This window comes from Streptomyces cinereoruber, from assembly GCF_009299385.1.
Lineage (GTDB): Bacteria > Actinomycetota > Actinomycetes > Streptomycetales > Streptomycetaceae > Streptomyces > Streptomyces bikiniensis.
Map to the genome: position 1 here is coordinate 6,900,703 of NZ_CP023693.1, position 24,560 is coordinate 6,925,262.

Annotated in this window: 18 protein-coding genes; 14 read left to right on the forward strand and 4 right to left on the reverse strand. The window is 70.9% G+C overall.

What is annotated here, in order from left to right:
* Nucleotides 1-11 precede the first annotated feature (11 nt).
* Both CP977_RS31005 and CP977_RS31010 read right to left on the reverse strand, forming a co-directional pair.
* The gene (locus tag CP977_RS31005) at nucleotides 12-878 is read right to left on the reverse strand and encodes a helix-turn-helix domain-containing protein (protein WP_152371245.1); all 867 of its coding nucleotides are present in this window, start codon (nucleotides 876-878) and stop codon (nucleotides 12-14) included.
* 213 nt (nucleotides 879-1,091) lie between these two features.
* Nucleotides 1,092-2,267, reverse strand: a complete 1,176-nt coding sequence (locus CP977_RS31010; protein ID WP_062759848.1) for a CaiB/BaiF CoA transferase family protein — start codon at nucleotides 2,265-2,267, stop codon at nucleotides 1,092-1,094.
* Nucleotides 2,268-2,449: 182 nt separating this feature from the next.
* Between CP977_RS31010 and CP977_RS31015 the strand changes: the two genes are divergently transcribed.
* The 4 genes from CP977_RS31015 to CP977_RS31030 all read left to right on the forward strand — a co-directional run bounded on the left by CP977_RS31015 (nucleotide 2,450) and on the right by CP977_RS31030 (nucleotide 7,220).
* A complete protein-coding gene (locus CP977_RS31015; protein WP_062759849.1) occupies nucleotides 2,450-4,258 on the forward strand; it encodes a CoA-transferase in 1,809 nt (602 codons plus the stop codon).
* Nucleotides 4,242-5,420, forward strand: a complete 1,179-nt coding sequence (locus CP977_RS31020) for an acyl-CoA dehydrogenase family protein (RefSeq protein WP_062759850.1) — start codon at nucleotides 4,242-4,244, stop codon at nucleotides 5,418-5,420. The genes CP977_RS31015 and CP977_RS31020 overlap by 17 nt, the downstream gene beginning before the upstream one ends.
* A 55-nt stretch (nucleotides 5,421-5,475) precedes the next feature.
* A complete protein-coding gene (locus CP977_RS31025) occupies nucleotides 5,476-6,267 on the forward strand; it encodes an enoyl-CoA hydratase/isomerase family protein (protein WP_152371247.1) in 792 nt (263 codons plus the stop codon).
* A 62-nt stretch (nucleotides 6,268-6,329) separates the two neighbouring features.
* Entirely contained in the window at nucleotides 6,330-7,220 is an 891-nt protein-coding gene (locus CP977_RS31030) for an HpcH/HpaI aldolase/citrate lyase family protein (protein WP_152371248.1), read from the forward strand.
* Nucleotides 7,221-7,457: 237 nt separating this feature from the next.
* On the opposite strand, the gene CP977_RS31035 is transcribed toward CP977_RS31030, so the two are convergent.
* Nucleotides 7,458-8,804: an MFS transporter gene (locus CP977_RS31035; protein ID WP_062759853.1), complete on the reverse strand. Its 1,347-nt coding sequence runs from the start codon at nucleotides 8,802-8,804 to the stop codon at nucleotides 7,458-7,460.
* A gap of 261 nt (nucleotides 8,805-9,065) precedes the next feature.
* Here CP977_RS31035 and CP977_RS31040 point away from each other — a divergent pair, with 261 nt between their 5' ends.
* From CP977_RS31040 to CP977_RS31050, 3 genes are read left to right on the forward strand one after another with little or no spacing between them, the layout of a single operon-like run.
* The gene (locus tag CP977_RS31040; protein WP_062759854.1) at nucleotides 9,066-10,580 is read left to right on the forward strand and encodes an aldehyde dehydrogenase family protein; all 1,515 of its coding nucleotides are present in this window, start codon (nucleotides 9,066-9,068) and stop codon (nucleotides 10,578-10,580) included.
* The gene (locus CP977_RS31045) at nucleotides 10,573-12,075 is read left to right on the forward strand and encodes an aldehyde dehydrogenase family protein (RefSeq protein ID WP_062759855.1); all 1,503 of its coding nucleotides are present in this window, start codon (nucleotides 10,573-10,575) and stop codon (nucleotides 12,073-12,075) included. Before CP977_RS31040 ends, CP977_RS31045 begins: the two co-directional genes overlap by 8 nt.
* A gap of 38 nt (nucleotides 12,076-12,113) precedes the next feature.
* On the forward strand, nucleotides 12,114-13,541 hold the full coding sequence (locus tag CP977_RS31050; RefSeq protein WP_062759856.1) for an MmgE/PrpD family protein: 1,428 nt from the start codon (nucleotides 12,114-12,116) through the stop codon (nucleotides 13,539-13,541).
* Between the two features lie 89 nt (nucleotides 13,542-13,630).
* On the opposite strand, the gene CP977_RS31055 is transcribed toward CP977_RS31050, so the two are convergent.
* On the reverse strand, nucleotides 13,631-14,620 hold the full coding sequence (locus tag CP977_RS31055; RefSeq protein ID WP_063915266.1) for an AraC family transcriptional regulator: 990 nt from the start codon (nucleotides 14,618-14,620) through the stop codon (nucleotides 13,631-13,633).
* Between the two features lie 250 nt (nucleotides 14,621-14,870).
* Here CP977_RS31055 and CP977_RS31060 point away from each other — a divergent pair, with 250 nt between their 5' ends.
* The 7 genes from CP977_RS31060 (at nucleotide 14,871) to CP977_RS31085 (ending at nucleotide 24,500) form a co-directional block, all read left to right on the forward strand.
* Nucleotides 14,871-16,337: an aldehyde dehydrogenase gene (locus CP977_RS31060; RefSeq protein ID WP_152371250.1), complete on the forward strand. Its 1,467-nt coding sequence runs from the start codon at nucleotides 14,871-14,873 to the stop codon at nucleotides 16,335-16,337.
* Between the two features lie 46 nt (nucleotides 16,338-16,383).
* On the forward strand, nucleotides 16,384-17,433 hold the full coding sequence (locus CP977_RS31065; protein ID WP_152371251.1) for a zinc-dependent alcohol dehydrogenase family protein: 1,050 nt from the start codon (nucleotides 16,384-16,386) through the stop codon (nucleotides 17,431-17,433).
* Between the two features lie 71 nt (nucleotides 17,434-17,504).
* Nucleotides 17,505-18,506 carry an ABC transporter permease gene (locus tag CP977_RS31070; RefSeq protein WP_159057825.1) on the forward strand — a complete coding sequence of 334 codons (1,002 nt, stop codon included), beginning with the start codon at nucleotides 17,505-17,507 and terminating at the stop codon, nucleotides 18,504-18,506.
* A gap of 88 nt (nucleotides 18,507-18,594) precedes the next feature.
* On the forward strand, nucleotides 18,595-19,677 hold the full coding sequence (locus tag CP977_RS31075; RefSeq protein ID WP_062759860.1) for a sugar ABC transporter substrate-binding protein: 1,083 nt from the start codon (nucleotides 18,595-18,597) through the stop codon (nucleotides 19,675-19,677).
* A gap of 103 nt (nucleotides 19,678-19,780) precedes the next feature.
* Nucleotides 19,781-21,847 (forward strand): ABC transporter permease, encoded by a 2,067-nt coding sequence (locus CP977_RS31080; protein WP_167309009.1) that lies wholly within the window; start codon nucleotides 19,781-19,783, stop codon nucleotides 21,845-21,847.
* Nucleotides 21,844-22,962 carry a hypothetical protein gene (locus tag CP977_RS34515; RefSeq protein WP_199834661.1) on the forward strand — a complete coding sequence of 373 codons (1,119 nt, stop codon included), beginning with the start codon at nucleotides 21,844-21,846 and terminating at the stop codon, nucleotides 22,960-22,962. Before CP977_RS31080 ends, CP977_RS34515 begins: the two co-directional genes overlap by 4 nt.
* The gene (locus CP977_RS31085; protein ID WP_199834662.1) at nucleotides 22,959-24,500 is read left to right on the forward strand and encodes a sugar ABC transporter ATP-binding protein; all 1,542 of its coding nucleotides are present in this window, start codon (nucleotides 22,959-22,961) and stop codon (nucleotides 24,498-24,500) included. The genes CP977_RS34515 and CP977_RS31085 overlap by 4 nt, the downstream gene beginning before the upstream one ends.
* The last annotated feature ends 60 nt before the right edge of the window (nucleotides 24,501-24,560 follow it).

Below are 24,560 nucleotides of genomic sequence, written 5' to 3' on the forward strand. Positions count from 1 at the left end.
ATGCGGTTGGATCAGCGCGAGGCGCCCGACTTCGCGTTCCGGCTGACGAGCGAGGCCAGCATGTCCAGGCGCTCGTGCGACGGTGTGCCGGGTTCCGCGGTCCAGACGATCAACCGCTGGGTGGGGTCGTGGGCACACGTGAGGGCGTCCCAGTCGAGGCTGAGATCACCGACGACGGGATGGCGCATCTCCTTGGTCCCGGTGCTGCCGACGGCCACGTGGTGCTCGTTCCACCACGTACGGAACTGTTCGTCCGCCTGGCACAACTCGTCGACCAGGCGGGCGAGGCTCCTGTCGTGGGGATCGTGTCCGGCTTCCCTGCGGAGCATCGCCACGGAGACCGTGGCGACCTGCTCGAAGTCCCGGTAGAGAGTCCGGAACGCGGGGTCGCGGAAGAGCAGCCACGCGTAGTTCCTGTGCTCCGGCGGGAGCACGGCGAAGTCGGTGAGCAGGGCGACCGCCATCGGGTTCCAGGCGAGGACGTCCGTCCTGCGGCCGATCACCAGGGCCGGAATGTCCGAGAGCCCGTCGAGGACGCGCTGGAGCTGTGGCTGGACGGACTGGCGTTCCGGGACGACGTCCTGGCCGGCCTGTCCTTCGGCCAGCTCGCGCATGTAGATGCGCTCGTCCTCGTTCAGCCGCAGCACGTCGGACAGAATGCCCAGAACCGTCGGGGAGGCCCTGCGCCGTCCCTGCTCGATGCGGGTGTAGTAGTCCGTGCTGATCGAGGCGAGCAGCGCCACTTCCTCCCGTCGCAGTCCCGCGACGCGCCGGCTCGTGCCTTCGTCCGGCAGCCCGACGGTGCGCGGGCTGAGTGCGGCCCGGCGGGCCTTGAGGAAATCACCGAGCTCGTTGGGGGAGGGGCTGGCGGTGTTCATGGCGCGGTACTCGCAGAGAACAGGTCCGGAGTCGTCACCGGTGCTGCGACGGGCATGTCGAGCCGGTCGCCATCAGGATAGCCCCGCCCCGGGCCGATCGGCCCGTTCCACGCCGACGTCCACGACGCGTCACCGCCGACAGCTACCCGGGGCGGGGCTGCGCCGGAGGCCGGGACGGTGCCGCCCGGCGTCCGACGCGATCCAGGTGGGTTCCTACGCGTCCGCGAAGAGGACGCCCGAGGCGAGCAGCTCCTCGATGCGCGACGCGTCGTACACCTCGCCGGCGATCTCGCGCGTGTGCTGGCCGACGCGCGGGGCGACGCCACCGCGGTCCGGCCGGGTGCCGCCGAACCGCCACGGCGGTCGCAGCAACGAGACGCCGTTGTCCTCCGGCTCGAAGAGCTGCAGCCACTCGGTCTGCGGGTGGTTCATGACGCCGGACACGGTCAGGACGGGGGTGAAGGGGACGTCCGCGTCGCCGAGCCGCTTCTCCCACTCCGCCGAGGGCCGGGTGAGGAACTCCGCCTGCACGATCTCCACGAGTTCGAAGTAGTTCCGCTCGCGCTCGGGATACGTGGCGAAGCGGGGGTCCTCCCCGAGGTCGTGTCGGTCCATCGCCGTGAGGAGGCAGTGCCAGAACTTCTGGGAGGAGGACAGGTGGATCGCGATGTCCTCACCGGTGGCGGTCTTGAGGCAGAAGTTCTGTGCCTGGGGGTGCCGGCTCTGCCGACTGGGATTCCGGTGCCCGTCGTCGAAGTACTGGCTGACGGCGTCGGCGGTGAGCGTGGTGACCGCTTCCATGACGGAGGTCTCCACGTGCTGGCCCGCGCCGGTGGCGGCCCGACCCACGAGGGCGGCCAGGACCCCGGCGGCGGTGGAGACGCCGGTGATCAGGTCGGCGAGGATCGTGCCGGACAGTTGGGACTGGCCGGCGTCGCTGAGCAGGGAGTACAGGCCCGCGGACGCCTGCCCGATGGTGTCGTAGGCGGGCCGCTGCGCGAGCGGACCGCCGTTGCCGAAGCCGGTGACGGAGGCGTACACGAGATCGGGGCGCAGCGCGGTGCACTCCTCGGGACCGAGACCGAGTGCGGCGAGCTTCCCGGCGCGCAGATTCTCCAGGACGACGTCGAACCGGGGGACGAGCGACTTGACCAGCGCGATGCCCTCGGGGTTCTTGAGGTCGACCGCGAGGCTGCGCTTGCCCGCGTTGTACTGGACGAAGTACGGACTGCGATCGTTCTTGAGGCGCCGGAAGTCCTCGCCGGTGCCCGGTTTCTCGACCTTCACCACCTCGGCGCCCAGCGCACACAGCAGTGAGCTGGCGTAGGGAGCGGAGATGTAGCCCCCCAGTTCCAGGATCCGGATGCCGTCGAGCGGCTTGTGCTGCATCGGTGACCTCGTTCCACTCGCACGATCGCCAGCTGAGGGGACTATGTAAAATATATGATTTAGGTTTTGTCAAGGGTTCCGGGGCGATGAAAGCTCGTGTGACCAGGACCTCCTTGTCTTCGATGCATGGTAAATATATTTTATGTGAAGTCCGAATGGGTGGTACAGAAGGAGCACATGCCATGGATGAACCCGCACGGCGATCCGTCGACTTCTGCCGCCTGGACGAGGCGGTCTCCCGGTACGTACGCCCCGGAGACGCCGTCCACGTCATGATGGGCCACAGCCGCTGGAGCGCCCTGGTGCGCGAGCTGGTCCGCCAGCACTGGGGGAGGCCTTCCGAGTTCACCCTCATCATGGCGAGCCTCTCCTCCCTGGGGGCCGTCCTCTTCCGTTCGGGGAGCCTCAAGAAGGTCGTCACGGTCTACTCCGGGGACTCCTTCCCGGTCTTCACCCCCAATCCCGTCTTCCAGAAGGCCTACACCTCCGGCCAGGTGGAGGTCGAGAACTGGTCCTTCCTCACCTACATCCAGCGACTCCGTGCCGCCGCCACCGGCGTCCCGGCGGTCGTCACCGGGTCGGTGCGCGACTCCTCGATGGCCGAGAACGACGCGTACGAGGAGATGGACACGGCCTTCGGCCGGGTCGGCCTCGTCGCCCCGCTGGTCCCGGACGTCACGCTGGTGCACGCCGCCGTGGCAGACCGGCAGGGAAACCTGGCGATCGCGCCGCCCATGTTCGAGGGCGTGGTGGGCGCCCTCGCCTCGCGACGCGGAGTGATCGCCACGGTCGAGAAGGTGGTGGACGACCTGCGGCCGTGGTCCACGATGGTGCGGATCCCCGCCCACCGGGTCCTCGGCGTCGTCGAGGCCCCCTTCGGCGCCCACCCCGGCGGCGTCTTCCCCGGACCCTCCGGGGCGAGGCTCCCCGTCCGCGGCTACGTCGAGGACGTCGACCACTGGATCGCCGTCCGCGAGGCGAGTCGGCGCCCCGACTTCGACGACTGGATCGAGGAATGGATCCTGGCGCCGGCCGACCACGACGCCTACCTGGCGAAGCTCGGACCCGAACGGCTCGAAGAGCTGGCCCTCGCGGCCGAGGCCCCCGCCCCCCTGCCCGTCGGGGCACGCAGGGAGGATCCGCCGAACGGCACCGAGCGCGCCGCCGTCTGGCTCGCCGACCTCGTCGCCCGCCGCGTCGAAGAGACCGGCGCCGACACCGTCCTCGCCGGGGCGGGCCTTGCCAACCTGGCGGCCTGGGTCGGTGTCGGACGCGCCAAGGAGGCCGGTCACCGGGTGGCCCTCGCCGCGGAACTGGGCCTCTGGGACTACACGCCCACCCCCGGTGACCCCTTCATCTTCAGCTTCTCCAACTTCCCTTCCTCGACCATGCTCCTCGACACCGAGCAGGTCCTCGGGAACCTGGTCAACGGCCGTTTCCTCCGGTCGATCGCCTGTGTCGGCACGGCCCAGATCGACCGGCACGGCAACATCAACACCACCAGGATCGACGGCGGGCCCTACCTCGTCGGCTCAGGCGGCGGCAACGACGTCATCACCAACGCGGACGAGGTCCTCGTCGTCGGCACCATGGACCGCCGCCGCTTCGTCGAGCGGTGCGGCTACGTCACCAGCCCCGGTGCCCGGGTCGGCACCGTCGTCACCGACCTCGGCGTGCTGTCCAAGCAGGACGGGGAGCTCGTCCTCACCCACGTCGCCCCCGGCCCCGAACCGCTCGCCGATCGGGTCGCCCGGGTCCGGGACCACTGCGGTTGGGACGTGACGGTGAGCCCGCTCCTCCGGGAACTGCGCGAGGTCACGAACGCCGACGTCGCCGAACTCCGCTCCTTCGACCCCGAGGGGTACTTCCTCGGGCGCGCCCGCACTCCGGTCGCGCCCGCCGCCCCCGCCGTACGCGCACAGGTTCCGTCCATCGCCCCCGACACCACAGCCGCAGCCACTGAGAGGAAGACCGATGTCCGCACCCGTTGAGGAGACGGTCAGCGCCGAGGACTTCGCGCAGATCCGCGCGCAGGTCCGCCGGTTCGTCCGGGAGGAGGTCGTCCCCCGGGAGCGGGAGATCGCCGACACCGACGCCATCCCCGAGGACCTGCGCCGCAAGGCCGCGGAGATGGGCCTCTTCGGTTACGCGCTGCCGCAGGAGTACGGCGGTCTCGGCCTCGTCATCACCCAGGACGTCGAGCTCGCCTTCGAGTTCGGTTACACGGCGCTGGCCTTCCGCTCCCTGTTCGGCACCAACAACGGCATCGCCGGCCAGGTGCTCGTCGGCTACGGCACGCCCGAGCAGAAGAAGCAGTGGCTGGAACCGATGGCCGAGGGGCGGTGCCTCGCCTCCTTCGCCCTCACCGAGCCCGAGGCCGGGTCCGACCCGTCGGGCATGCGCACCACCGCCACCTGGACCGGCGACGGCTGGTCGATCAGCGGCGGCAAGCGCTTCATCACCAACGCCCCCCTGGCCGACCTCTTCGTCACCTTCGCCCGCGTCAAGAACCACGAGGCCGAGGGCAAGATCGCGGTCTTCCTCGTCCCGGCCGGCACCCGCGGGCTGACCGTCGGCCCCAAGGACCGGAAGATGGGACAGGAGGGCGCCACCACCGCCGACGTCTACTTCGACGACGTACGGGTCGGCGCCGACGCGCTGATCAGCGGCGAGGTGGAGACCGGTTTCCGCGCCGCCATGACCGTCCTGGCCCGCGGCCGCGTCCACATCTCCGCGCTGGCGACCGGCCTCGCCGAGCGGGCCCTCGACGAGTCCGTGCGCTACTCCGCGCAGAACCTCCAGGGCGGCGTACCGACCGGAGACCGCCAGCTCGTCCAAGCCATGCTGGCCGAACAGCAGGCGCTCGTCATGGCGTGCAGGGCCCTCACCCGCGACGCGGCCCGCCACTACCTCGACGGTTCGGACCGCCGCATCGCACCCTCCGCGGCCAAGCTCTTCTGCACCGAGTCGGCCGGCCGTGCCGCCGACCTCGCCGTCCAGGTGCACGGCGGCAGCGGTTACATGCGAGAGGTCGCGGTCGAGCGGGTCTACCGGGACGCCCGCCTGCTGAGGCTCTACGAAGGCACCAGCGAGATCCAGAAGCTGATCATCGGACGCGAGCTCATGCGCCGGGAGCGCGCCGCCGGCGCCTGAGCCGCCGGGCGACCCGCCGTCCGCACCACGGAGAACGTGAGGGAAAGGAACAGAAATGAGCCGCTACGCAGGCTTCGCCCACCTGAGGGTGGACGGACCGGACGAGGCGGGAGTCGTCGAGCTCGTCCTCGACGCCCCCAAACTGAACGCGGTGAGCGAGGAGGCCCACGCCGACCTCGCCGAGATCTGGCGCGAGTTCGACGCGGACCCCGCCGTGAAGGCCGTACTGCTCCGGGGCGAGGGCAAGGGCTTCTCCGCCGGGGGCTCCTTCGACCTGGTCGAGAAGCTCACCCAGGACTACGACACCCGCACCCGCACCATGCGCGAGGCCAGGGACCTGGTCTACAACATCATCGACTGCTCGAAGCCCATCGTCTCCGCCATGCACGGTCCCGCCGTCGGCGCCGGACTGGTGGCGGGCGTGCTCGCCGACGTGTCCGTCGTGAGCCGGACGGCGAAGATCATCGACGGCCACACCCGGCTCGGCGTCGCCGCCGGTGACCACGCGGCCGTCTGCTGGCCGCTGCTCTGCGGCATGGCGAAGGCCAAGTACTACCTGATGACCTGCCGCCCGCTCAGCGGCGAGGAGGCGGAGCGGATCGGCCTCGTGTCGCTCTGCGTCGAGGAGGACGAGCTCCTGTCGACCGCCCGCGAGGTCGCCCTGGAACTCGCGCAGGGGGCGCCGAGCGCCATCCGCTGGACCAAGCAGTCCCTGAACAACTGGTACCGGCAGGTCGCCGGGTCCATCTTCGACGCCTCGCTCGCCCTGGAGTTCTACGGCTTCGGCGGTCCCGAGGTCCTCGAAGGCCTCGCCGCGCACCGCGAGCGCCGCAAGCCCTCGTTCTGAGCGAAGCCCTCGTTCCGAGCAGGCCCCCACCCCGAACCACGCCGCACCAAGGAGATTCCTCGATGAATCCGTACCGCTCCATGCTCTTCGTGCCGGGACACAAGCCCACCTGGGCGGAGAAGGCCGTCGCCACCGGTGTCGACGCGATCATCCTCGACCTGGAGGACTCGGTCCCGGCCACCGACAAGGCCGACGCCCGCAAGACGGTCCGGGAGACCATCGGCCGGCTGCGCGCCCAGGGAGTCCGCGCCGACGTCTGGGTGCGCCCCAACAGCGTCGACAGCGGTCTCCTCGGCGCCGATGTCGAGGAGGTCCTGGTCGAGGGCCTCGCCGGCCTCTTCCTGCCCAAGGTCTTCACCGCGCAGGAGATCGTCCGCATCGACGCGGTCGTCTCGCACATCGAGGCCCGCGAGGGCCTGGAGGCGGGCTCGATCGGTCTGATCGTCAGCTACGAGACCGCCGTCTCGATGGCGCACTGCGAGGAGATCGCGGCGGCCAGTCCGCGGATCTCCAGCCTGCTCGGCGCCACCGGCCCCAACGCCGACGTGGGCCGCGAGCTCGGCTTCGAGTTCACCCCCGAGGGACTGGAGACGCTCTACCTGCGCAGCCGGATCGTCCTCGCCGCCCGCGCCGCAGGCCTCCACCACCCGGTGGCCGGCGTCTGGCAGGACATCGCCGACCTCGAAGGCTTCCGGCGCTTCGCCGAGGACAACCGCCGCCTCGGCTACCGCGGCATCGTCCTCATCCACCCCTCGCACGTGGCCCCGGCGAACGAGGTCTTCACGCCCTCCCCGGAGGTCGTCGACCACTACCGGCGGATGATCGCGGCCTTCCGGGAGGCCGAGGCCCGCGGCAGCGCGGCCGTCGACTTCGAGGGCCAGCACATCGACCTCGCGCACGCGAAGACGGCGCAGGGCGTGATCGACCTGGCCGAGGCCATCGCGGGGGAGTAGCGGCAGGAGGGAGCAGGGCGGCGGCCCCTCCGGCGGACGAGGGTGCGTGGGGAAGAGTCGCCCGTCCGTACGGTCGCCACTGCGGCGGGGCGACCACCGAGGGGCCGGTACCGGAAATCTCCGGTACCGGCCCCTCGGCTTCTGTGGAGGCCCCGGGGCCGGTTCCGCGGGGAGGCGGTGCACCGGGGGCCGGTCGTCGGGCCCGCCCCGGCGGAGTCGGGACGGGCGGCGCCGGCGTCAGGCGGTCGTGGCCTCCTCCGCGCTCCGTTCCGGGGCGGGTGCCGCGTCGGCGTCCTGCTCCATGGCCGTGTCCCGGGTCTCGCGGAGCGCGAGGGTGCAGCCGAGGCTGATCAGGCACAGCAGAGCGAGGAAACCGCCGAAGGCGATGCCGCCGTACGCCGTCACGATCGCGGCGGCGATCAGCGGGGGCACGGCCCCGCCGAGCACCCCCGCCACGTTGTACGCGAAGCCCGCGGCCGTGTAGCGGTAGCGGGTGCGGAAGAGTTCCGGCATGAACGCACCCACGGGGCCGTAGGCGAAGCCGCTGATGAACGTCGTCACGCACGAGGCCAGGGCGAAGGTCACGGCCGACGCCGAGTCGAGGACCGGGAAGAGCGCCAGCGCCCAGACGACGGCGATCCCGTTCCCCGCGAGGATGACCCGGCGCCGGCCGACCCTGTCGGAGCACGCCGCCCCGAGGACGAGGGCCAGGCCGAAGACGGCGCCCGCCAGGATGCCGATGGAGAGCACGGTGGTGCGGGAGAGGTGGAGCACGGTCGTACCGAAGTTGATCATGTAGCCGACCGCGAGGTAGTAGAAGGAGAAGATCATCAGCATCACGCCCGAAGCCAGGGCGATCTCCCGGGGCTGGTTCCGCAGGGCCTCGACGAACGGTACGGACGAGGTCCCGCGCCGGGCGACCTCGGTCCGGAAGACCGCCGGCTCCTCGATCCTCATGCGGATGAAGAAGCCGACGGCGACGAGCAGGAAGCTGGTGAGGAACGGTATGCGCCATCCGTAGGATTCGAAGGCGGCCGTGCTCATCGTCGCGCCGATGAGGAGGAAGGTGGCGTTCGCGAGGATCATTCCGATGGATCCGCCGAGGGAACCGAACATCGACCAGAAGCCCCGTCGGTCCTTCGGCGCGTTCTCCGCGGCCATGAGCGTCGCCCCGGTCCACTCGCCGCCGACGGCGAGACCCTGGAGGAGGCGCAGCACCACGAGGAGGATCGGTGCCGCCGCCCCGATCGTGTCCGCCGTCGGCATCAGGCCGACGAGGAAGGTCGCCAGGCCCATGACGAGGAGCGTCGTCACCAGGGTGGTCTTGCGTCCGAGGCGGTCGCCGAAGTGGCCGAAGAGGATCGAGCCGAGCGGACGGGCGACGAACGCGACGCCGAGCGTCGCGAAGGAGGCGACGGTACCGGCCGCCGAGCCGAGGGCGGGGAAGAAGGTCTTCGGGAAGACCAGGGCGGCGGCGGTCGCGAAGATGAAGAAGTCGTAGTACTCGATGACCGTTCCGGTGCCGCTGGCGAGCGCGATGCGCCGCATGGTCCGAGGGGTCACAGGGGCGTCGTGTGTCGTCATGGCGTACCTCTCCACGAGGTGGGGGAAGGAGCGCCATGAGGATCGTGCATTAAATTTGATATGTCGATAGTTTCGACAAGATGAAGAGGACGCCGTTCGGGACGAGTGCCTCATGGTCCGGTATCGCCTTGAATCTGCGCTATCTCCCTCGGCGAAGAGGGTGACACGTGACAGGGGGGTAAATATTATCCATGATGTATCTCCCCGTGTGGGGGCTGGAAACACGCCCCTCGGGCTCTCTGCCATTGGAAGGCCATCGACGTGCATGCATCATCACTGGTCGATTCCCCGGGCGCCGCACTCTCCTCCGCCCTCGTCCCGCCCACGGACGGGCCCTGCGTCGAGGTCGTCGACGCCTCGACGGGCCGGATCGTCCATCGCGTCACGGAGTACGGGACGAAGGAGGTCGACGACCTGATCGCCTCGGTCGCCGGGGCCGCGCACCGCTGGCGCGGGCTCGCGGCCTTCGCCCGCACCGAAGCCCTGCTCCGCTGGGCTCGGGAGCTCACGGACCGCCGCGAGGAGCTCGCCGAGTTCGTCGCCCGGGAGACCGGAGCCCTGCGGGCCGAAGCGGCCCTCGACGTCGACCGGGCGGTCGATTGCATCCGGTACTGCGCCGGGCTCGTGGGCAAGGTCGACGGCCGGGTCCTCGCCGGTGTGCCCGGCCACTTCGGGCACACCGTCCGCGAGCCCTACGGCGTCGTCGGAGGCGTCGCCGCACGGAATTCCGCCCTCTCCACGTTCGCCTGGCAGGCCGCCCCCGCCCTGGCGGCCGGGAACGGCTTCGTCCTCCACGCGCACGCCGAGGCTCCGCTCGGGCCGCTCCTGACGGCCCGCCTCGCCGAAGCCTCCGGGATCGACGCCCTGGCCGCCTTCACCGGCCCGGAGTCCCTGTCCACCCACCTCGCGGGGCACCGATCGGTCGGCATGCTCGCGTACGCCGGACCCGCCGACACCGGGCGGAAGGTGATCCGTGCGTCGGCCGGCCCGATCGCACCGCTCACCCTCAACCTCGCCTCCGGCAACAGCGCCTTCGTCCTTCCGAGCGCCGACCTCGCGGCAGCGGTCCCGTCCGTGCTGCACTCCCGCTTCTCCTGCGCGGGACAGAACTGGTTCGGCGTCTCCCACGTGTACGTCCACGCGTCGCTGTACGAGGAGTTCGTGACGCGCGCGGCCGCCCTGGCGCGGCGCATCACCGTCGGCCCCGCCCTCGATCCCGGGGCGCTGATGGGGCCGCTCCCCTCCGAGACCGCCTGCGAGCGGCTGGCGGAGGCGGTGGCCAAGGGCGTCTCGGAGGGCGCCGAGGTCCACGCCGGCGGCAGACGGGTGCCCGGCCTCGAAGGCGGCGGCTACTACGAACCCACCGTCGTCACCGACGCGGGCCCCGCGAACCCGCTGCGCACCGAGCCGGTCGCCGGCCCGGTCCTGACCGTCTCCCCGTACACGGACGCCGACGCGGCCGCGGCGGAGGCGAACGCGACCCGCTCCGGCGGCATCGCCCAGGTCTGGGGCCGCGACGCGGGCGCCGTGAAGGAACTGGCGGACCGGCTCGACGTGGGCACCGTCTGGATCAACACCCACGACGCGCTCTCGCCCGAGATCGCCACGACCGCGTGGCGAGAGAGCGGCCACGGCACCGCGGGAGGCCCGGACGCCCTCGACGCCTGCACCCGCACCAAGATGATCATGTGGGACGTCACGCCCCTCGCGGGACGCGTCCCCGCCTTCACCAAGATCGCGACGAGAACCGACTCCGAAGGGTCCCGGAATGCCTGAGCAGCTCATCCGCGTCGAGGCCGTCGGGGCCGCGGAGTCCTACACCGGCCGGGGCGACCTCCTGGCCCTGGAGAACCCGGCCACCGGAACCACCTACGCGGAGGTGCGAGAGGCCGACGAGGAACTCGTCGACCAGGTCGTCGCCGGCGCGGCCGCCACCTACCGGAACGAGTGGAGCACCGTCGAGCCGCTGGAACGCGCCCGCCTCATGCTCCGCTGGGCCGACGTCCTCATGGACCACCAGGACGAGCTGGCCCGCATCGAGTCCACCGACGTGGGCCACCTCTACCGCGAATCCGCCGCCGACGTCGGCGCCGCCGCCCGGTGGCTCCGCTACTTCGCCGGCGTCGCCGACAAGATCGAGGGGCAGAGCGTCACCTCCCACCCCGACCGCTCGGCGTTCGTGACCCGCGAACCGTACGGAGTCGTGGCGGGCGTCAACAGCTTCAACGGCAACATGCTGATGTTCGGGATGAAGGCGGCTCCCGCCCTCGCCACGGGCAACTGCTTCGTCCTGAAGGCGCCGGAACTGGGCCCCCTCTCCTCCTTCCGCATGGCGGAGCTCGCCGTCGAGGCGGGCATCCCGCGCGGTGTCGTCAGCGTCGTCTCGGGCCGCGGACACATCACGGGCCCCGCCCTCGTCGCCCACCCGGAGGTGGGCATGGTCATGTTCACCGGTGGCCTCAACGGCGCTCGCGGCGTCATCGAGAGCTCGGCCGTGAACATCAAGCCGCTCACCCTGGAACTCGGCGGCAAGAACGCCGTCGTGCTCCTCGACGACGTCGACCTCGACCGGATCGTCCCGCACCTGCTCCACTCCAACTTCGTGAAGTGCGGCCAGAGCTGCGCCGCCGGATCGCGCGTCTTCGTCCCGCGACGCCTCGCCGACGAACTGGCCGGACGGATGGCCGAGGCCGCCCGGCTCATCCGACCCGGAGATCCCTTCGTCCCGTCCTCGGACATGGGCGCCATCATCAGCGAGCAACAGGTCGCCCGCGTCGAGGACCTGGTCCGCCGGGCCGTCGAGGGCGGGGCCGCCGTGCTCGCGGGCGGCAGGCGGGCCGAGACGGGTCCCGCCACGGTGAACGGACACTTCTTCGAGCCGACGGTCCTCGCGGACCTCGACGACGGCAACATCGCGGCACGCGAGGAGATCTTCGGCCCCGTCGTCGGCCTGCTCACCTACGACGGCCTGGACGAGGTCGTCGCCCGTGCCAACGGCCTCGACTTCGGACTCACCGCCCAGATCTGGGGCGACGACGTCGGAGCCGTCCACCACCTGACGCGCGGCATCGAGGCCGGCACCGTCTGGGTCAACACCTACCGGTCGATCCACCCGAGCGCGCCGTACGGCGGCTTCAAACACAGCGGCTACGGGCGGGAGAACGGCGCGGAGGTCCTCAAGACCTACACCCGCGCCAAGACCACCGTCTGGAACCACGGCGCGGCACGGCACCCGTACGGGGACCTCCTCGAAGCACCCGCCGCGCGCTGACGTCGCGCACCCTCCCGAACCAGCAGGAGAAGCAGGCAATGAACGAAACCCTCGTGGAGCGCCTGGCGGCCTTCACCGCCGACAGCGACTTCGACCGGCTGCCCGCCGACGTCGTCGACGAGAGCAAGCGCATCATCCTCGACTCCCTCGGCTGCGCCCTCGGCGCCGTCGACGAGCCGAAGGGGCGCATCGGCATCGAGTACGGCCGGATGACCGGTGGGACGGGAGGCGACGCGACGATCATCGGCGCCGGCGACAAGGTCTCCGTCTTCGGCGCCGCGTTCGCCAACGGCGAGCTGATCAACACCCTCGACGCGGACGCGGTGCTGCCGCCCGGCCACGTCACGCCGTACGTGCTCCCCGGCGCCATGGCCGTCGGGGAGAGTATCGGCGCGTCGGGGAAGGACGTCATCGCCGCCGTGGCCGTGGCACACGAGATGTCGTACCGCATCGGCAAGGCCATGGACTACCTGCGGGACGTCAAGGACGGCAAGGTCTCCCCGCCGCCGGTCTACGGTTACAGCAGCACCGTGTTCGGCGCCGCCGCCGCCGTCATGAAGCTGAAGGACACCGGCCGCGAGGTCCTGTCGCACGGGCTCGGCATCGCGGGCAGCATCGCCCCCGTGAACTCCTTCCGCGCCTGGAGCGAGCACGCCCCGACCTCCACCATCAAGTACCTGCTGGCGGGCGCCCTCACCCAGGCGGCGCTCACCGCCGCCCACATGGGCGAGCTCGGGCACCGTGGCGACCTGCTCGTCCTCGACGACCGGGAGTTCGGCTTCCCGCGCTTCATCGGCACCCGCCGCTGGGAGCCGGACGCCATCACCGACGGACTCGGTGAGGACTGGCGGTTCCCGGCCGAGCAGTCGTACAAGCCCTACCCGCACTGCCGCATCCTCCACGCCCTGCTCGACTCCCTCACCGAGATCGTCACGGAGAACAACCTCAAGCCGGACGAGATCGACGGCATCAAGGCCTGGGTCGAGGGCTTCGTCGAACAGCCGCTCTGGGTCAACCGCACCATCGAGCACGTCCACGACGCCCAGTTCAGCATCGCCCACGGCCTCGCGGTCGGCGCGCACGCACTGCCGCCGACCAAGGCCTGGCAGGCCCCGGAGTTCGTCTTCGGCGATTCCGTCATGGGCCTGATGGACCGGGTGTCGTACGAGGTCCACCCGAACTACGTGGAGCTCATATCCGGCAACGCCGCGAGCCGTCCCGCCAGGATCGAGGTCTCCGCGCGCGGCACGACCTTCGTGGGCGAGCGCCGCTATCCCAAGGGCAGCAAGTCGCCGGAGCCCGGGTCGACCATGACCACGGACGAACTGGTGGCGAAGTTCCGCGGACACGCCGAGGGGGTCCTCGCGGACGCGACCGTCGACCGGGTGGTCGACGCCGTCCTCGACCTGGAGACGGTCGGCGACTTCGGCGACGTCATGCGCCTGGTGGGCCGCAAGGACCGCTGACCCTCCGGTCCGGAGGGCACCCGAAACCCCTGAACGCGCCGCCGGCCCGGTCCCCTCCCACGACGGAGGGGAGCGGGCCGGCGGCGCGTTCAGGGGCGGTGGCCGCGCACCGTCTCCGACGGCAGCACGCCGAACCGCTCCCGGTACTGGTGGGCGAAGCGGCCCAGGTGGAAGAACCCCCACCGCGCGGCCACCTCCGTCACCGAACCACCCGAGCCCGAGGAAAGCTCCCCGTGCGCACGGTCGAGCCGTACGCCACGGAGGTACGCCGTCGGTGACATCCCCACCACCTCTTGGAAGCCCAGCTGGAGCGCACGGGCCCCGACGCCCGCCATCGCGGCCAGGTCCGCCGTGTCGAGGACCGCCGCCGGATGTTCGTCGACGAAGGCCACGACATCGAGGATCCGCGATCGCCGGGTGGGCGGCGGTGTGCCGCGCAGAGTCGGACTCAGCTGGCTCGGCACGGCCATGAGCAACTGCGTCATGAGCAGGGCCTCCAGCTCACGGCTCGCCACGGGCATGCCGGCGAGGCCCCCGGGGCGGGCGAGCTCCTCGTACATGAACCCGACGGTCGCCACGAGGGCCTGGCCGGGCCCGTCCGTGAGGTCGAAGGTGAGGTCGAAGCGCAATGACCCACCGCAGCGGATTCCGGTGAGCTTCGTGGCATGGTCCTCCAGCAGCGCCCGGGGGAACTTCAGGGCGTACTGGACCGCGTCCCGGCTCCATCGCACGCCGAGCGGGGCGTCGGGGACGAAGGCGGCCCCCGACCGACCGGGCGCCGAGGACTCGTGGACGCCGTTCTGCTCGACGGCGGTGCGACCGCTGAGCGGGATGTTCACGTGGTAGCAGTCCCGCATGGGCGGCACGGTGAGCCGCACGTCCGTCCCGTAGGTCAGCTTGCCGAGGGTGACGCGCGGCGCCGGTGCGAGACCGAGACGGAAGTCGAGATCCCGGCCCGGTGCGAGCCGCATGTCGTGCTCCGCGAAGCTCCTGCTGCCCTGTTCACGGGCGACGTCCAGATCGCGTGTGCTGATGTGCAGGGGGCGCCCGGTGGCGGCCCGGTCCTGGTTCTCTGGCACCTGTGCCTCCTCGCGCACCCGGTCGTCGACGGCCTGAGCAGGAGTGACCCGCTGGGGAATATTAAATATCTGTTACTCGTCCCCTGGAAGGCTCATGCCTCCTTCGCTTTGCGGCTGTTCCCGCGCGGCCGATGGATAGTGACCCGGCTCACCCCGGCCGTACCGTCCCCGACGACATAGCGGCCGCCCTTCCGTCGGCGGCTCACGTCCTCCGCGTACCTCACGGAGGAGCTGCGAAAGGGACACCGGCATGGTCTGGCAAGGCAACCACTCCAAGCTCTACATCGGCGGTCGCTGGGAGACCCCGGCCACGGACGAGACGATCGCCGTCATCTCCCCGTACACGGAAGAAGCCGTCGCACACGTCCCCGCCGCCTCCAGGGCGGACGTCGACCGGGCCGTCGCGGTGGCCCGGGAGGCCTTCGACCACGGCCCCTGGCCGAGGACGCCGCTCACGGACCGACTGGAAGCACTGCGCCGCCTCGGCGAAACCCTCGCGGACCGCCACGAGGAGATGGCGGGCCTCATATCGGCAGAGATGGGCACCCCCATCTCGCTCTCCCGCACGATGCAGACGACCGGCGCCCGACTGCTGCTCGACAGCTTCGTCGAGCTCGCGCCCCGGTACGAGTGGAGCACCGTGCGCCGCTCCGGCACGGGCAACGCGCTCGTCACCCGGGAACCCGTCGGCGTGGTCGCGGCCGTCGTGCCCTGGAACGCGCCCCTGCTAGTGACCCTGCTCAAGCTGGCGCCCGCACTCCTGGCCGGTTGCACCGTCGTCCTCAAGCCCTCGCCGGAGGCCCCGCTCAACGCGTACCTCTTCGCCGACATGCTGCACGGGACCGGACTGCCCGAAGGCGTCGTCAGTGTCCTTCCCGCCCACCGCGAAGTGAGCGAGTACCTCGTCACCCACCCCGGCGTCGACAAGGTGTCGTTCACCGGATCCACCGCCGCCGGCCGTCGCATCGCCGCCCTCTGCGGGCAGGACCTGCGCCGGGTGACGCTCGAACTCGGCGGCAAGTCCGCCGCCCTCGTCCTCGACGACGCCGACCTCGACGTGGTCGTCGAGTCCGTCCGGACGCTGTCGATCCGCAACAACGGACAGGCGTGCAGCAACAAGACCCGGATCGTCGTCTCCCGCGCCCGCCGGGCCGAACTCCTCGACCGGGTGACCGAGATGATCCGCGGACTCGACGTCGGCGACCCCGCCGACCCCTCCACGCACGTCGGCCCCGTCGTCAGCGCCCGCCAGCGCGCGGCCGTCGAGGGCTACCTGGAGATCGGCCGCAACGAGGGCGCTCAGGTCCTCGTCGGCGGAGGGCGACCCGCCGGCCTCGATCGCGGCTGGTTCGTCGAACCGACCGTCTTCACCGACGTCGAACCCTCCATGCGGATCGCCCGGGAGGAGATCTTCGGACCGGTCCTCTCCGTCATCACCGTCGACGGCGAGGACGAGGCCGTGGCCGTGGCCAACGACTCCGACTACGGGCTCAACGGCTCGGTGTTCACCGCCGACCCGGAGCACGGACTGGCCGTCGCGCGCCGCATCCGGACCGGCACCGTCGAGATCAACGGCCACGGGGTCGGCTTCCACGCCCCGATCGGCGGCTTCAAGTCCAGCGGCATCGGCCGGGAGGCCGGCCTGGAGGGCTTCGACGCCTACGTGGAGCTCAAGTCGTACGGCCTCCCCGCAGGACTGGCCGACGCCCTTTCCTGACCCCTACCTCATCGAGCACGCCCCCTTCCCCATAGAGGAGTGAACCATGCGCGGAGTCGTCTTCCAGGGCGAGCGCACCCTGCAGATCACCACCTTCGACGACCCGGCCCCCGGACCCGACGACGTCGTCGTCGAGATCAAGGCGTCGGGCCTGTGCGGCAGCGACCTGCACTTCTACCGTTCCACCGGCGGCCAGGCCCTGGCCTCCTTCGGCATCGAGGGCGACGACGGCGGCTTCATCGCCGGACACGAACCCTGCGGCGTCGTCGCCGCCGTCGGTGCGAACGTCGACGCCCGCGCCGTACGCGTCGGCGACCGCGTCATGGTCGGCCACTACCAGGGCTGCGGCTTCTGCGCCCAGTGCCTCACCGGCTGGGAGCAGCTGTGCGAACGCGGCGTGACCATCTTCGGCGCGTCCGCACACGGTGGCCACGTCGACTACCTCAAGGTGCCCGCGAGGAACGTCGTCCCCCTGCCGGACGAGGTGGGGTTCGCCGCCGGAGCGGCCATCTCCTGCGGCACCGGAACCGCCTACGGCGCCCTCGTACGGCTCGACCTGACCGCCCGGGACACCCTGGCGGTCTTCGGCCTCGGCCCGGTCGGCCAGTCGGCCGTCCAGTTCGCCTCGGCGATGGGCGCCGAGGTGATCGCCGTCGACGTCGCGAGCGAACGCGTCGCGCTGGCAGAGGAGTTGGGCGCCGCACACGCCGTCGATTCGCACACCACCGACCCGGTCGAGGCCATCCGCGAACTCACCGGCGGCCGGGGCGTCAGCCGGGCCGTCGACTGCTCCGGCGCCTCCGCCGCCCGGTCGGCGGCGGTCCGCTCCGCAGCCGTCTGGGGCCGGGTCGCGTTCGTGGGGGAGGGCGGCGACGTCACCCTGAACGTCAGCCCCGAGATCATCCGCAAGCAGCTGACCGTCATCGGCTCGTACACCTTCTCCCTCACGCGTCAGGCGGAATGCGCGCGCTTCGTCGCCCGCCACGGCGTCGACGTCGACCGGTTGTTCACCCACCGCTGGACCCTCGACGACGCCGCCGAGGCGTATCGCGAGTTCGACCGGCAGACCGGCGGCAAAGCCGTCTTCGAGTTCTGACCCCGTCCCTCCGCACCTTCCAGCACATTCGACCCCTCGGATTGGCGGTATCACTCATGGGAGTGGCTGCTGTGGAAACGAGGCCCCGCCTCTCTCCACGCGATCGTCTCGCCCGCGTCGAACAAGGATTCTTCGTCCTCGGCATCACCGCCGTGCTCTGCCTGGCCGGCGCCGCGACGACCGAGGGATTCCTCGACGGAGGCAACGTCGAGACCCTGCTGAGGCTCTCGGCGGCCTTCGGCATCCTCGCCGTCGGCGAAGCCTTCGTCGTCCTCGGCAAGGGCATCGACCTCTCCGTCGCCGGCGTGGGCCTCGGCTGCGCCCAGGCCACGCTGGCCTTCATGGCGAACGGCATGACGGAAGGACGGGCCGTCGCCCTGCTCGTCGGCCTCGCCCTGCTCGTCGGAGTCGTCAACGGTGTCCTCGTGGCCTATCTGGAGGTACCGGCGCTCTTCGCGACGCTGGCCACGGGGCTGCTCACCATCGGCGGCGTGGACATCCTCCTCCTGGACCGGAACTTCTACGCCCTGCCGGAAGGCTCCGTCCTCTCCGCGCTGAGCAGCGGTTCGGTCCTCGGTGTCCCCCGGGCGATCTTCGTCGCGGGAGCCGTCTTCCTCCTCGCCTGGTTCCTCGTCTCCGGCACGTCGTACGGCCGGCTCACCCGCGCCATGGGCGACAACTTCGAGACGGCCCGCTCCTCCGGAGCACCGGTCCGTCCGCTCCAAGTGCTCGGATACGTCGTGTCCGCGCTCTTCGCCGTGCTGGCCGGCTACATGACGGTCTCCGTCCAGGGCAGCGTCCAGACGACGGCGACCTCCTTCGACCCTCTGCTGTTCACGGCGCTGACCGTCACCGTCATCGGCGGCGTCTCGCTCGCCGGCGGTCGCGGCACGGTCCTCGGCGTCCTCGCCGGAACGCTCTTCGTGGGAGTCCTGAACAACCTTCTGATCCTGCGCGGGCTGAGCTCGTCCCTCCAGGACCTGGTGCGGGGCGGCGTCCTCATCGCGGCGATCGCGCTCGACGCCTGGCTCCACCCACGGGACGAGGAGACGGCCAAGACGGACGAGCTGTGAGCTCCTCCCGCACCCGTGCCCGTCCCCGTCGCGAACCTTCCCCTCGCACGTCCCTCCACCCCCTCGCTCGGCACAAGGAGCCCCGGAAATGAACAGAAGAACCACGGCCCTGCTCACGGTGGCGGCCACCTTCATGGCCGCCGCCGGATGCACGGTGAACGGCGGCGGCACGTCCTCCGGAGCCCGGGGAGGCGCCGGCGACGGCAAGCAGACCTTCGGCCGGACCGTCCAGCTCTTCGACGCCCACCAGAAGACCCACGACGCCATGAAGGGCAAGCGCATCGCGTTCGTCCCCATCCTCTACAAGGGCTACAACCTCACCCTCAACTGGGGCAGCACCATGGAGCGGGCCTTCGGCAACCTGGGGGCGGACTTCCGGGTGTACGACGCCAACTTCGACACCGACAAGATGGTCAAGATCATCAACGATCTCGTCTCCCGACGTGCCGTCGACGTCCTCATCCTCCACAATCCCGACGTCGGCGTCCTCACCAAGCAGATCGAAGCCGCGGAGAAGGCCGGGATCCACACGATCGTCGTCAACATGGTCTCCAGCCGGCTCGGCGACGCCTTCATCGGGGTCGACTCGGTCCACGCCGCCGAGGACATCACCCGCCGCGCCGTCCAGGACTGCGCGGGGCGCGGCGGCCCCAAGCGCATGGCGGTCATCGACGGCCCCGGCAACGACGGCGCGTCGCTCCAGTGGTCCAGGGGCGTCCACAACGTCCTCGACCCGGCCGGGTACGAGGTCGTCACCACTGCCCACACCCAGTGGCAGAACTCCCTCGCCCAGCAGGCCGCGTCCTCGATCGTCCAGCAGCGGAAGGACGGCATCTGCGGCTTCCTGGTGGCCTACGACCTCAACGCCATCGCCGTCGGGGACGCCGTCGCGGACGCCGTCGAACGGGGTGTCGTCCGCCCCGGGGCCATCGGCGTCTACACGATGGCCGCCGACGCCCAGTGGTGCGACGCGCTGAGGGCCGGCAAGGTCACAGCCTCGGCCGCGTACGACGTCCAGGGCGTAGGGGCGGCGGCGGTCGTGACGGCGCAGCAGCTGGTCCAGAGCGGCGCCCCGGCCGGCAGCAACCACACCGTGGCGTACGTCTCGCACACCGTCGTGGACCGGACGAACGCCGACACCACGACCATCGCCTGCTACCGGGGCCGGTGACGACGTGTTCCTCTTCGCGGCACGTTCCCGGGGGATCGACGCCTTCCCCCTCACCGGCGGCCGGCGGCGCGACCGTCTCGCTCCTTCCCGTACCCTCTCCGAGTTGTTCGGGCAGCGGTGGACGGAGGGCGCGGTCCCGCTCGCCCTGGCCGTCCTGCTCAGCGTCCTCGTCACGATCGTCACCCCCGTCGGCGCGGGGGACGCCCCCCTCGTGCTCGACGAGGTGGCCGAGAAGGGCCTCGTCGTCGTAGGTCTGACCCTCGTCCTCGTGGGCGGTGGCATCGACCTGTCCGTCGGCTCCGTCGTGGGACTGGTCTCGCTGGGCGCCATGGTCGCCTCGCGGGCCTGGAACTGGCCCATGGCCCTCGTGATCCCGGCAGCGGTGCTCGTCGGCGCGGCTCTCGGCGCCGTCAACGGGTTCCTGATCGCCCGGGTCAACATGCGCCCCTTCATCACCACCCTGGTCACCCTCGTCGCCTTCGGCGGGGCCGCCGCCGCACTCCAGAGCGCCTACAGCCTCCCCTTGGGCCTGCCCCGGGAGGACATCGTCTGGGACTTCCTCGGCGCGGGCGCGGTGGCCGGCATCCCCACCGGCTGGTTCGTCTTCGCCGTCGCCCTCGTCGTCGTCCACGTCGGGCTCACCCGCACCCGCTGGGGCTGGTGGATCGCGGCCGTCGGATCCGACCGGCGCTCGGCCCGCCGCAACGGCATCCCGGTCACGCACGTCGTCTTCGCCACGTACGTCCTCTCCGGAGCCCTCGCCGGCGGGGCCGGGCTCCTCACCGCGGCCCGTCTCGGCCGCACCGATCCGGACGTCGGCCAGGGCTGGGAACTGATGGCGCTCACCGCCGTGGTCCTCGGCGGCGTCAGCCTCAAGGGCGGCCGCGGCTCGGTGCTGCGGGCGACCGTCGGCATCGTCGTCGTCCAGGTGATCCAGCAGGGCACCATCGCCGCGGGTGCCGAGGGCTCCGCGTACACGGTGATCCTCGCGGCCGCCCTGCTGCTCTTCGCCGTCCTCGACCTGAAGTGGGGCAAGTACCGGCGGACCACCGCCGAGAAACTCAGGATCGACCCCGGCCGCGTCACGCTCGGCCCGCTCGCCGACGTGACGGAACCCGGCACGGTGTGGACGGTCAACGACCGGACGACCGGCGCGACCCCCATCGGCCTCGGCAGGATCGAAGGGGCGGAAGACTGTGCGGTGGACCGTGAGGGGCGGATGTACTGCGGTGACCGGCGAGGCTGGATCTGGCGATTCTCCGGCTCGGAGGACACCGAGGGGGAGGTCTTCAGCAGGACCGGCGGCATGCCGCTCGGCCACGCATGGGACCGCGAGGGCCGACTGCTCGTCGCCGTCGGCGGCATGGGCGTCTACCGCGTCCACGCCGACGGCGACACCGAGCTCCTCGCCAACAAGGTGCGGCGCAGCCCGTTCTCCCTGCTCGACGACTCCGGCCTCCGCGCCGTCGACGACCTCGACGTCACCGCGGACGGCGCCGTCTACGTCTCGGACTTCTCGACCCGCACCAACGCCGCCGAGTACATGGTGGAACTCGTCGAGTCCCGGGCCAACGGCCGGGTCGTCCGCATCGACCCGGACGGCAGCACCGAGGTCGTGATCTCGAACCACGTCTTCCCCAACGGCGTCTGCACCTCCCACGACGGCATGTCGATCCTCGTCGCCAGCACCGGTCTCTGCCGGGTCGACCGGCTCTGGACCTCAGGACCCAAGCAGGGACGGATGGAACCGGTCCTCGAGAACCTTCCGGGACACCCCGACAACATCAACCGCTCCTCCGACGGGAACTACTGGCTGCCGTTCGTCTCCATGCGCACGCCGATGTCGGACCTCCTCACGCGCTATCCGGCCGTCCGGCGCCGCATGACCCGGGAAGTACCGCTGGACAGCTGGGTCGTGCCCCAGCTCAACGTCTCCTGCGTCATGAAGTTCAGCGACGAGGGCGAGATCCTCGACGTCCTGTGGGACTCCACCCTCGCGAACCACCCCATGGTGACCGCGGTGAAGGAACACGACGGGCACCTCTACCTCTGCGGCGTCAGCAACAACCGCGTGGGCCGGCTCGCGCTCCGTCCCGAGGAGATCGGCCCCATCGATCCCGCTGCCGTACCCGGTACGAAGGCCGCCGTCGCCCCGGAGGTGCACCGATGAGACGAGCCCTGTCGGTGATCGGCGAGTGGATCAACCCCGGCGGAGCGCGCCACCGCACCGTCCCGCCCATGGAGGCGGGCCTCCGTCCCAACCGGAGGCTCGACGAGGCCCGTGAGCTTCTTCCGGAGGAGGGACATGAACCCGACGACGTGGTGCTGACCGCGTCGGGCGCCCTGTTCTTCTCCAGCGGGGACACGCTCTTCGAGTTGCGCGCCGACGGGCCCGCCCGCCCCGTGGCCGTGCTCGACGGTGAGATCGGAACGCTGCTGCCGTGCGGTGCCGGGGGAGAGGAAGGAGTGGTCGCGGCGGTCGAGGGCGTGGGCCTGGTGACCGTCCACGTGACCGGCGCCACGGAGCCGTACTGCACGGACCCCCTCGTCACCTCCTGCGTCACCGACGCGACGAGCCTGCCCGACGGTTCGCTCCTCGTGACCGTGGGGTCCCTGCGCGAGTCCGTCGCCGGCTGGGCCCGCGCGCTGGTGAGCGACGACAGATCCGGTCGCATCGTCCGGATCCACGGCGGTGCCGCCCGGGTCGAGGCCGAGGGTCTGCCCTGGCCCTCCGGCGTCGAGGCCGTCTCCACCACCGAGGTCCTGGTCTCCCTCAGCCTCGACCACCGGATCGAACGCCGCCGGACGGCCGCTCTCGACGACCCCGGTGCTTCGGTCATCCGCAATCTGCCCGTGTACCCGGGGCGACTGACGGCCACGGACGACGGATGCTGGGTGGCCGCCCCGTACGCCCGCAACCGTTTCACCGAACTCCTCCTCGACGAACCGGAGTTGTCTGCGGAGATGATGGAGAGTCTGTCCCCGGAGGACTGGTTCGTCCCGCGTCTGCGCTGTACCACCCCGTACACCGACACCCTCCAGATGGGGCAGTTGCGGGTGCTCGGAGTGATCAAACCCTGGGCACCGCCCCGCTCGTACGGCCTCGTCTTCCGCCTGGACGACTCGGGACGCGTCGCGGAGAGCGCGCACTCCCGCGCCGACGGCCTACGCCACGGGGTGACGGGAGTGGCCGCGCGCGGCGGCCGCCTGGTCGTCGCCGCCCGGGGGTACCGCAACCTGCTTCAGCCGCAGCATGTAGGAGAGGAAAGGACGGTGACACTGTGACGACGTCCGTGTACGAGGAGGGCGCCGGGGCGCCGGAAGGCGTCCCCGTCCCCGAACCGGTGATCCGGCTGAGCGGCGTCAGCAAGCGCTACAGCGGCACGTACGCGCTCCGCTCGATCGACTTCGACGTCCGGCCCGGAGAGGTCCACGCCCTGCTCGGCGAGAATGGCGCCGGCAAGTCCACCCTCGTCAAGGTGGTCGCGGGGGCCGTCAAACACGACAGCGGGACGCTCGTCGTCGACGGCCGGGAACGGGTGTTCTCGGCACCGAAGGAGTCCACGGCCGCCGGAATCGCGATGGTGTACCAGGAGGGTTCGCTCGTCGAGTCGATGACCGTCGCGCAGAACCTCTTCCTGGGGCGGGAGAAGGCCTTCAACAACCTCTCGCACCTCAACACCGCCGCCCGCGAACTGCTCGAGTCCCACAACTTCCACATCCGCCCGGAGGTCCCCGCGGGGTCCCTCGGCATCGCGCAGAAGCAGATGGTGGAGATCGCCCGCGCGGTGCACCGCAGGGCCAAGCTCGTCATCCTCGACGAGCCGACCTCCTCCGTCACCCCCGAGGAGCGCCTTCAGCTGTTCCTGTCGATGCGGCAGCTCAAGCGCGACGGCATCGGCGTCGTCTTCATCACCCACATGCTCGACGAGGCCCTCGCGGAGGCGGACCGCATCACGGTGCTCCGGGACGGCGAGGTCCGGGGCACGCTCGCCAGGGCGCAGTTCGACCGCGACGAGGTCGTACGGATGATGGTGGGACGTGACGTCGAGTACGGGCGCGTACCGCCGGGCCGCGCGGCCGACCCCGTTCCGGTCCTGGAGGTGGAGGACCTGACACTGCTCCCCGCCGTGCGGTCCATGTCGTTCACCGCCCGTGCCGGAGAGATCGTCGGCATCTACGGGCTCGTGGGCGCGGGCCGCAGCGAGACCGCGATGATCATCAGTGGGATCACCAAGCGGCGCCGGCTGCGGGGAGGGAAGATCCGACTCGACGGCCGGGAGGTGCGATTCCGCACCCCGCGCCACGCACGCCGGGCCGGGATCGTCCACATCACGGAGGACCGCAAGGCCTCGGGCTTCTTCAGTCACTTCACGATCGCCGAGAACATCCACCTCGGACACGTCTGCGGGGCCCGGCGGCTGCCGTTCCTCCTGAGGCCGGGGGAGCGGGCTTCGGTGGCGCGGCGCTTCGTCGAGCGGTTCCAGGTGCGGACACTGCGGCCCGAGCGCGCGAAGCTGGTCGAACTCAGCGGAGGCAACCAGCAGAAGGTCGTCCTCGCCAAGGGGCTGACCAGGAAACCCCGGGTGGCGATCATCGACGAGCCCACCCGGGGTGTGGACCTCGGGACGATCGTGGAGATCCACGCGATGATCCGGGCCCTCGCGGACGACGGTGTCGCGGTCGTGGTCATCTCCTCGTACCTTCCGGAGATCCAAGCCCTGTCGGACCGCATCCTGGTCGCGAAGCAGGGGGCCGTCGCCGCCGAGTTCGATCCGGCGGAGGCGGACGAGGAAGCGCTGATGTTCGCCGCCGTCCACTGACCGCCTTCCCACCCGCACCTCCCGTACGAGGGGGTGGCCTTGTCCGGAGAAGTGCAGATC

Excerpts from the sequence above, each read along its gene's own strand:
- CP977_RS31030 (WP_152371248.1), top strand. The coding sequence starts at position 6,330 with ATGAATCCGTACCGCTCCATGCTCTTCGTGCCGGGACACAAGCCCACC.
- CP977_RS31060 (WP_152371250.1), top strand. The coding sequence starts at position 14,871 with ATGGTCTGGCAAGGCAACCACTCCAAGCTCTACATCGGCGGTCGCTGG.
- CP977_RS31025 (WP_152371247.1), top strand. The coding sequence starts at position 5,476 with ATGAGCCGCTACGCAGGCTTCGCCCACCTGAGGGTGGACGGACCGGAC.
- CP977_RS31045 (WP_062759855.1), top strand. The coding sequence starts at position 10,573 with ATGCCTGAGCAGCTCATCCGCGTCGAGGCCGTCGGGGCCGCGGAGTCC.
- CP977_RS34515 (WP_199834661.1), top strand. The coding sequence starts at position 21,844 with ATGAGACGAGCCCTGTCGGTGATCGGCGAGTGGATCAACCCCGGCGGA.
- CP977_RS31075 (WP_062759860.1), top strand. The coding sequence starts at position 18,595 with ATGAACAGAAGAACCACGGCCCTGCTCACGGTGGCGGCCACCTTCATG.
- CP977_RS31010 (WP_062759848.1), bottom strand. The coding sequence starts at position 2,267 with ATGCAGCACAAGCCGCTCGACGGCATCCGGATCCTGGAACTGGGGGGC.
- CP977_RS31050 (WP_062759856.1), top strand. The coding sequence starts at position 12,114 with ATGAACGAAACCCTCGTGGAGCGCCTGGCGGCCTTCACCGCCGACAGC.
- CP977_RS31035 (WP_062759853.1), bottom strand. The coding sequence starts at position 8,804 with ATGACGACACACGACGCCCCTGTGACCCCTCGGACCATGCGGCGCATC.
- CP977_RS31065 (WP_152371251.1), top strand. The coding sequence starts at position 16,384 with ATGCGCGGAGTCGTCTTCCAGGGCGAGCGCACCCTGCAGATCACCACC.
- CP977_RS31005 (WP_152371245.1), bottom strand. The coding sequence starts at position 878 with ATGAACACCGCCAGCCCCTCCCCCAACGAGCTCGGTGATTTCCTCAAG.
- CP977_RS31015 (WP_062759849.1), top strand. The coding sequence starts at position 2,450 with ATGGATGAACCCGCACGGCGATCCGTCGACTTCTGCCGCCTGGACGAG.
- CP977_RS31020 (WP_062759850.1), top strand. The coding sequence starts at position 4,242 with ATGTCCGCACCCGTTGAGGAGACGGTCAGCGCCGAGGACTTCGCGCAG.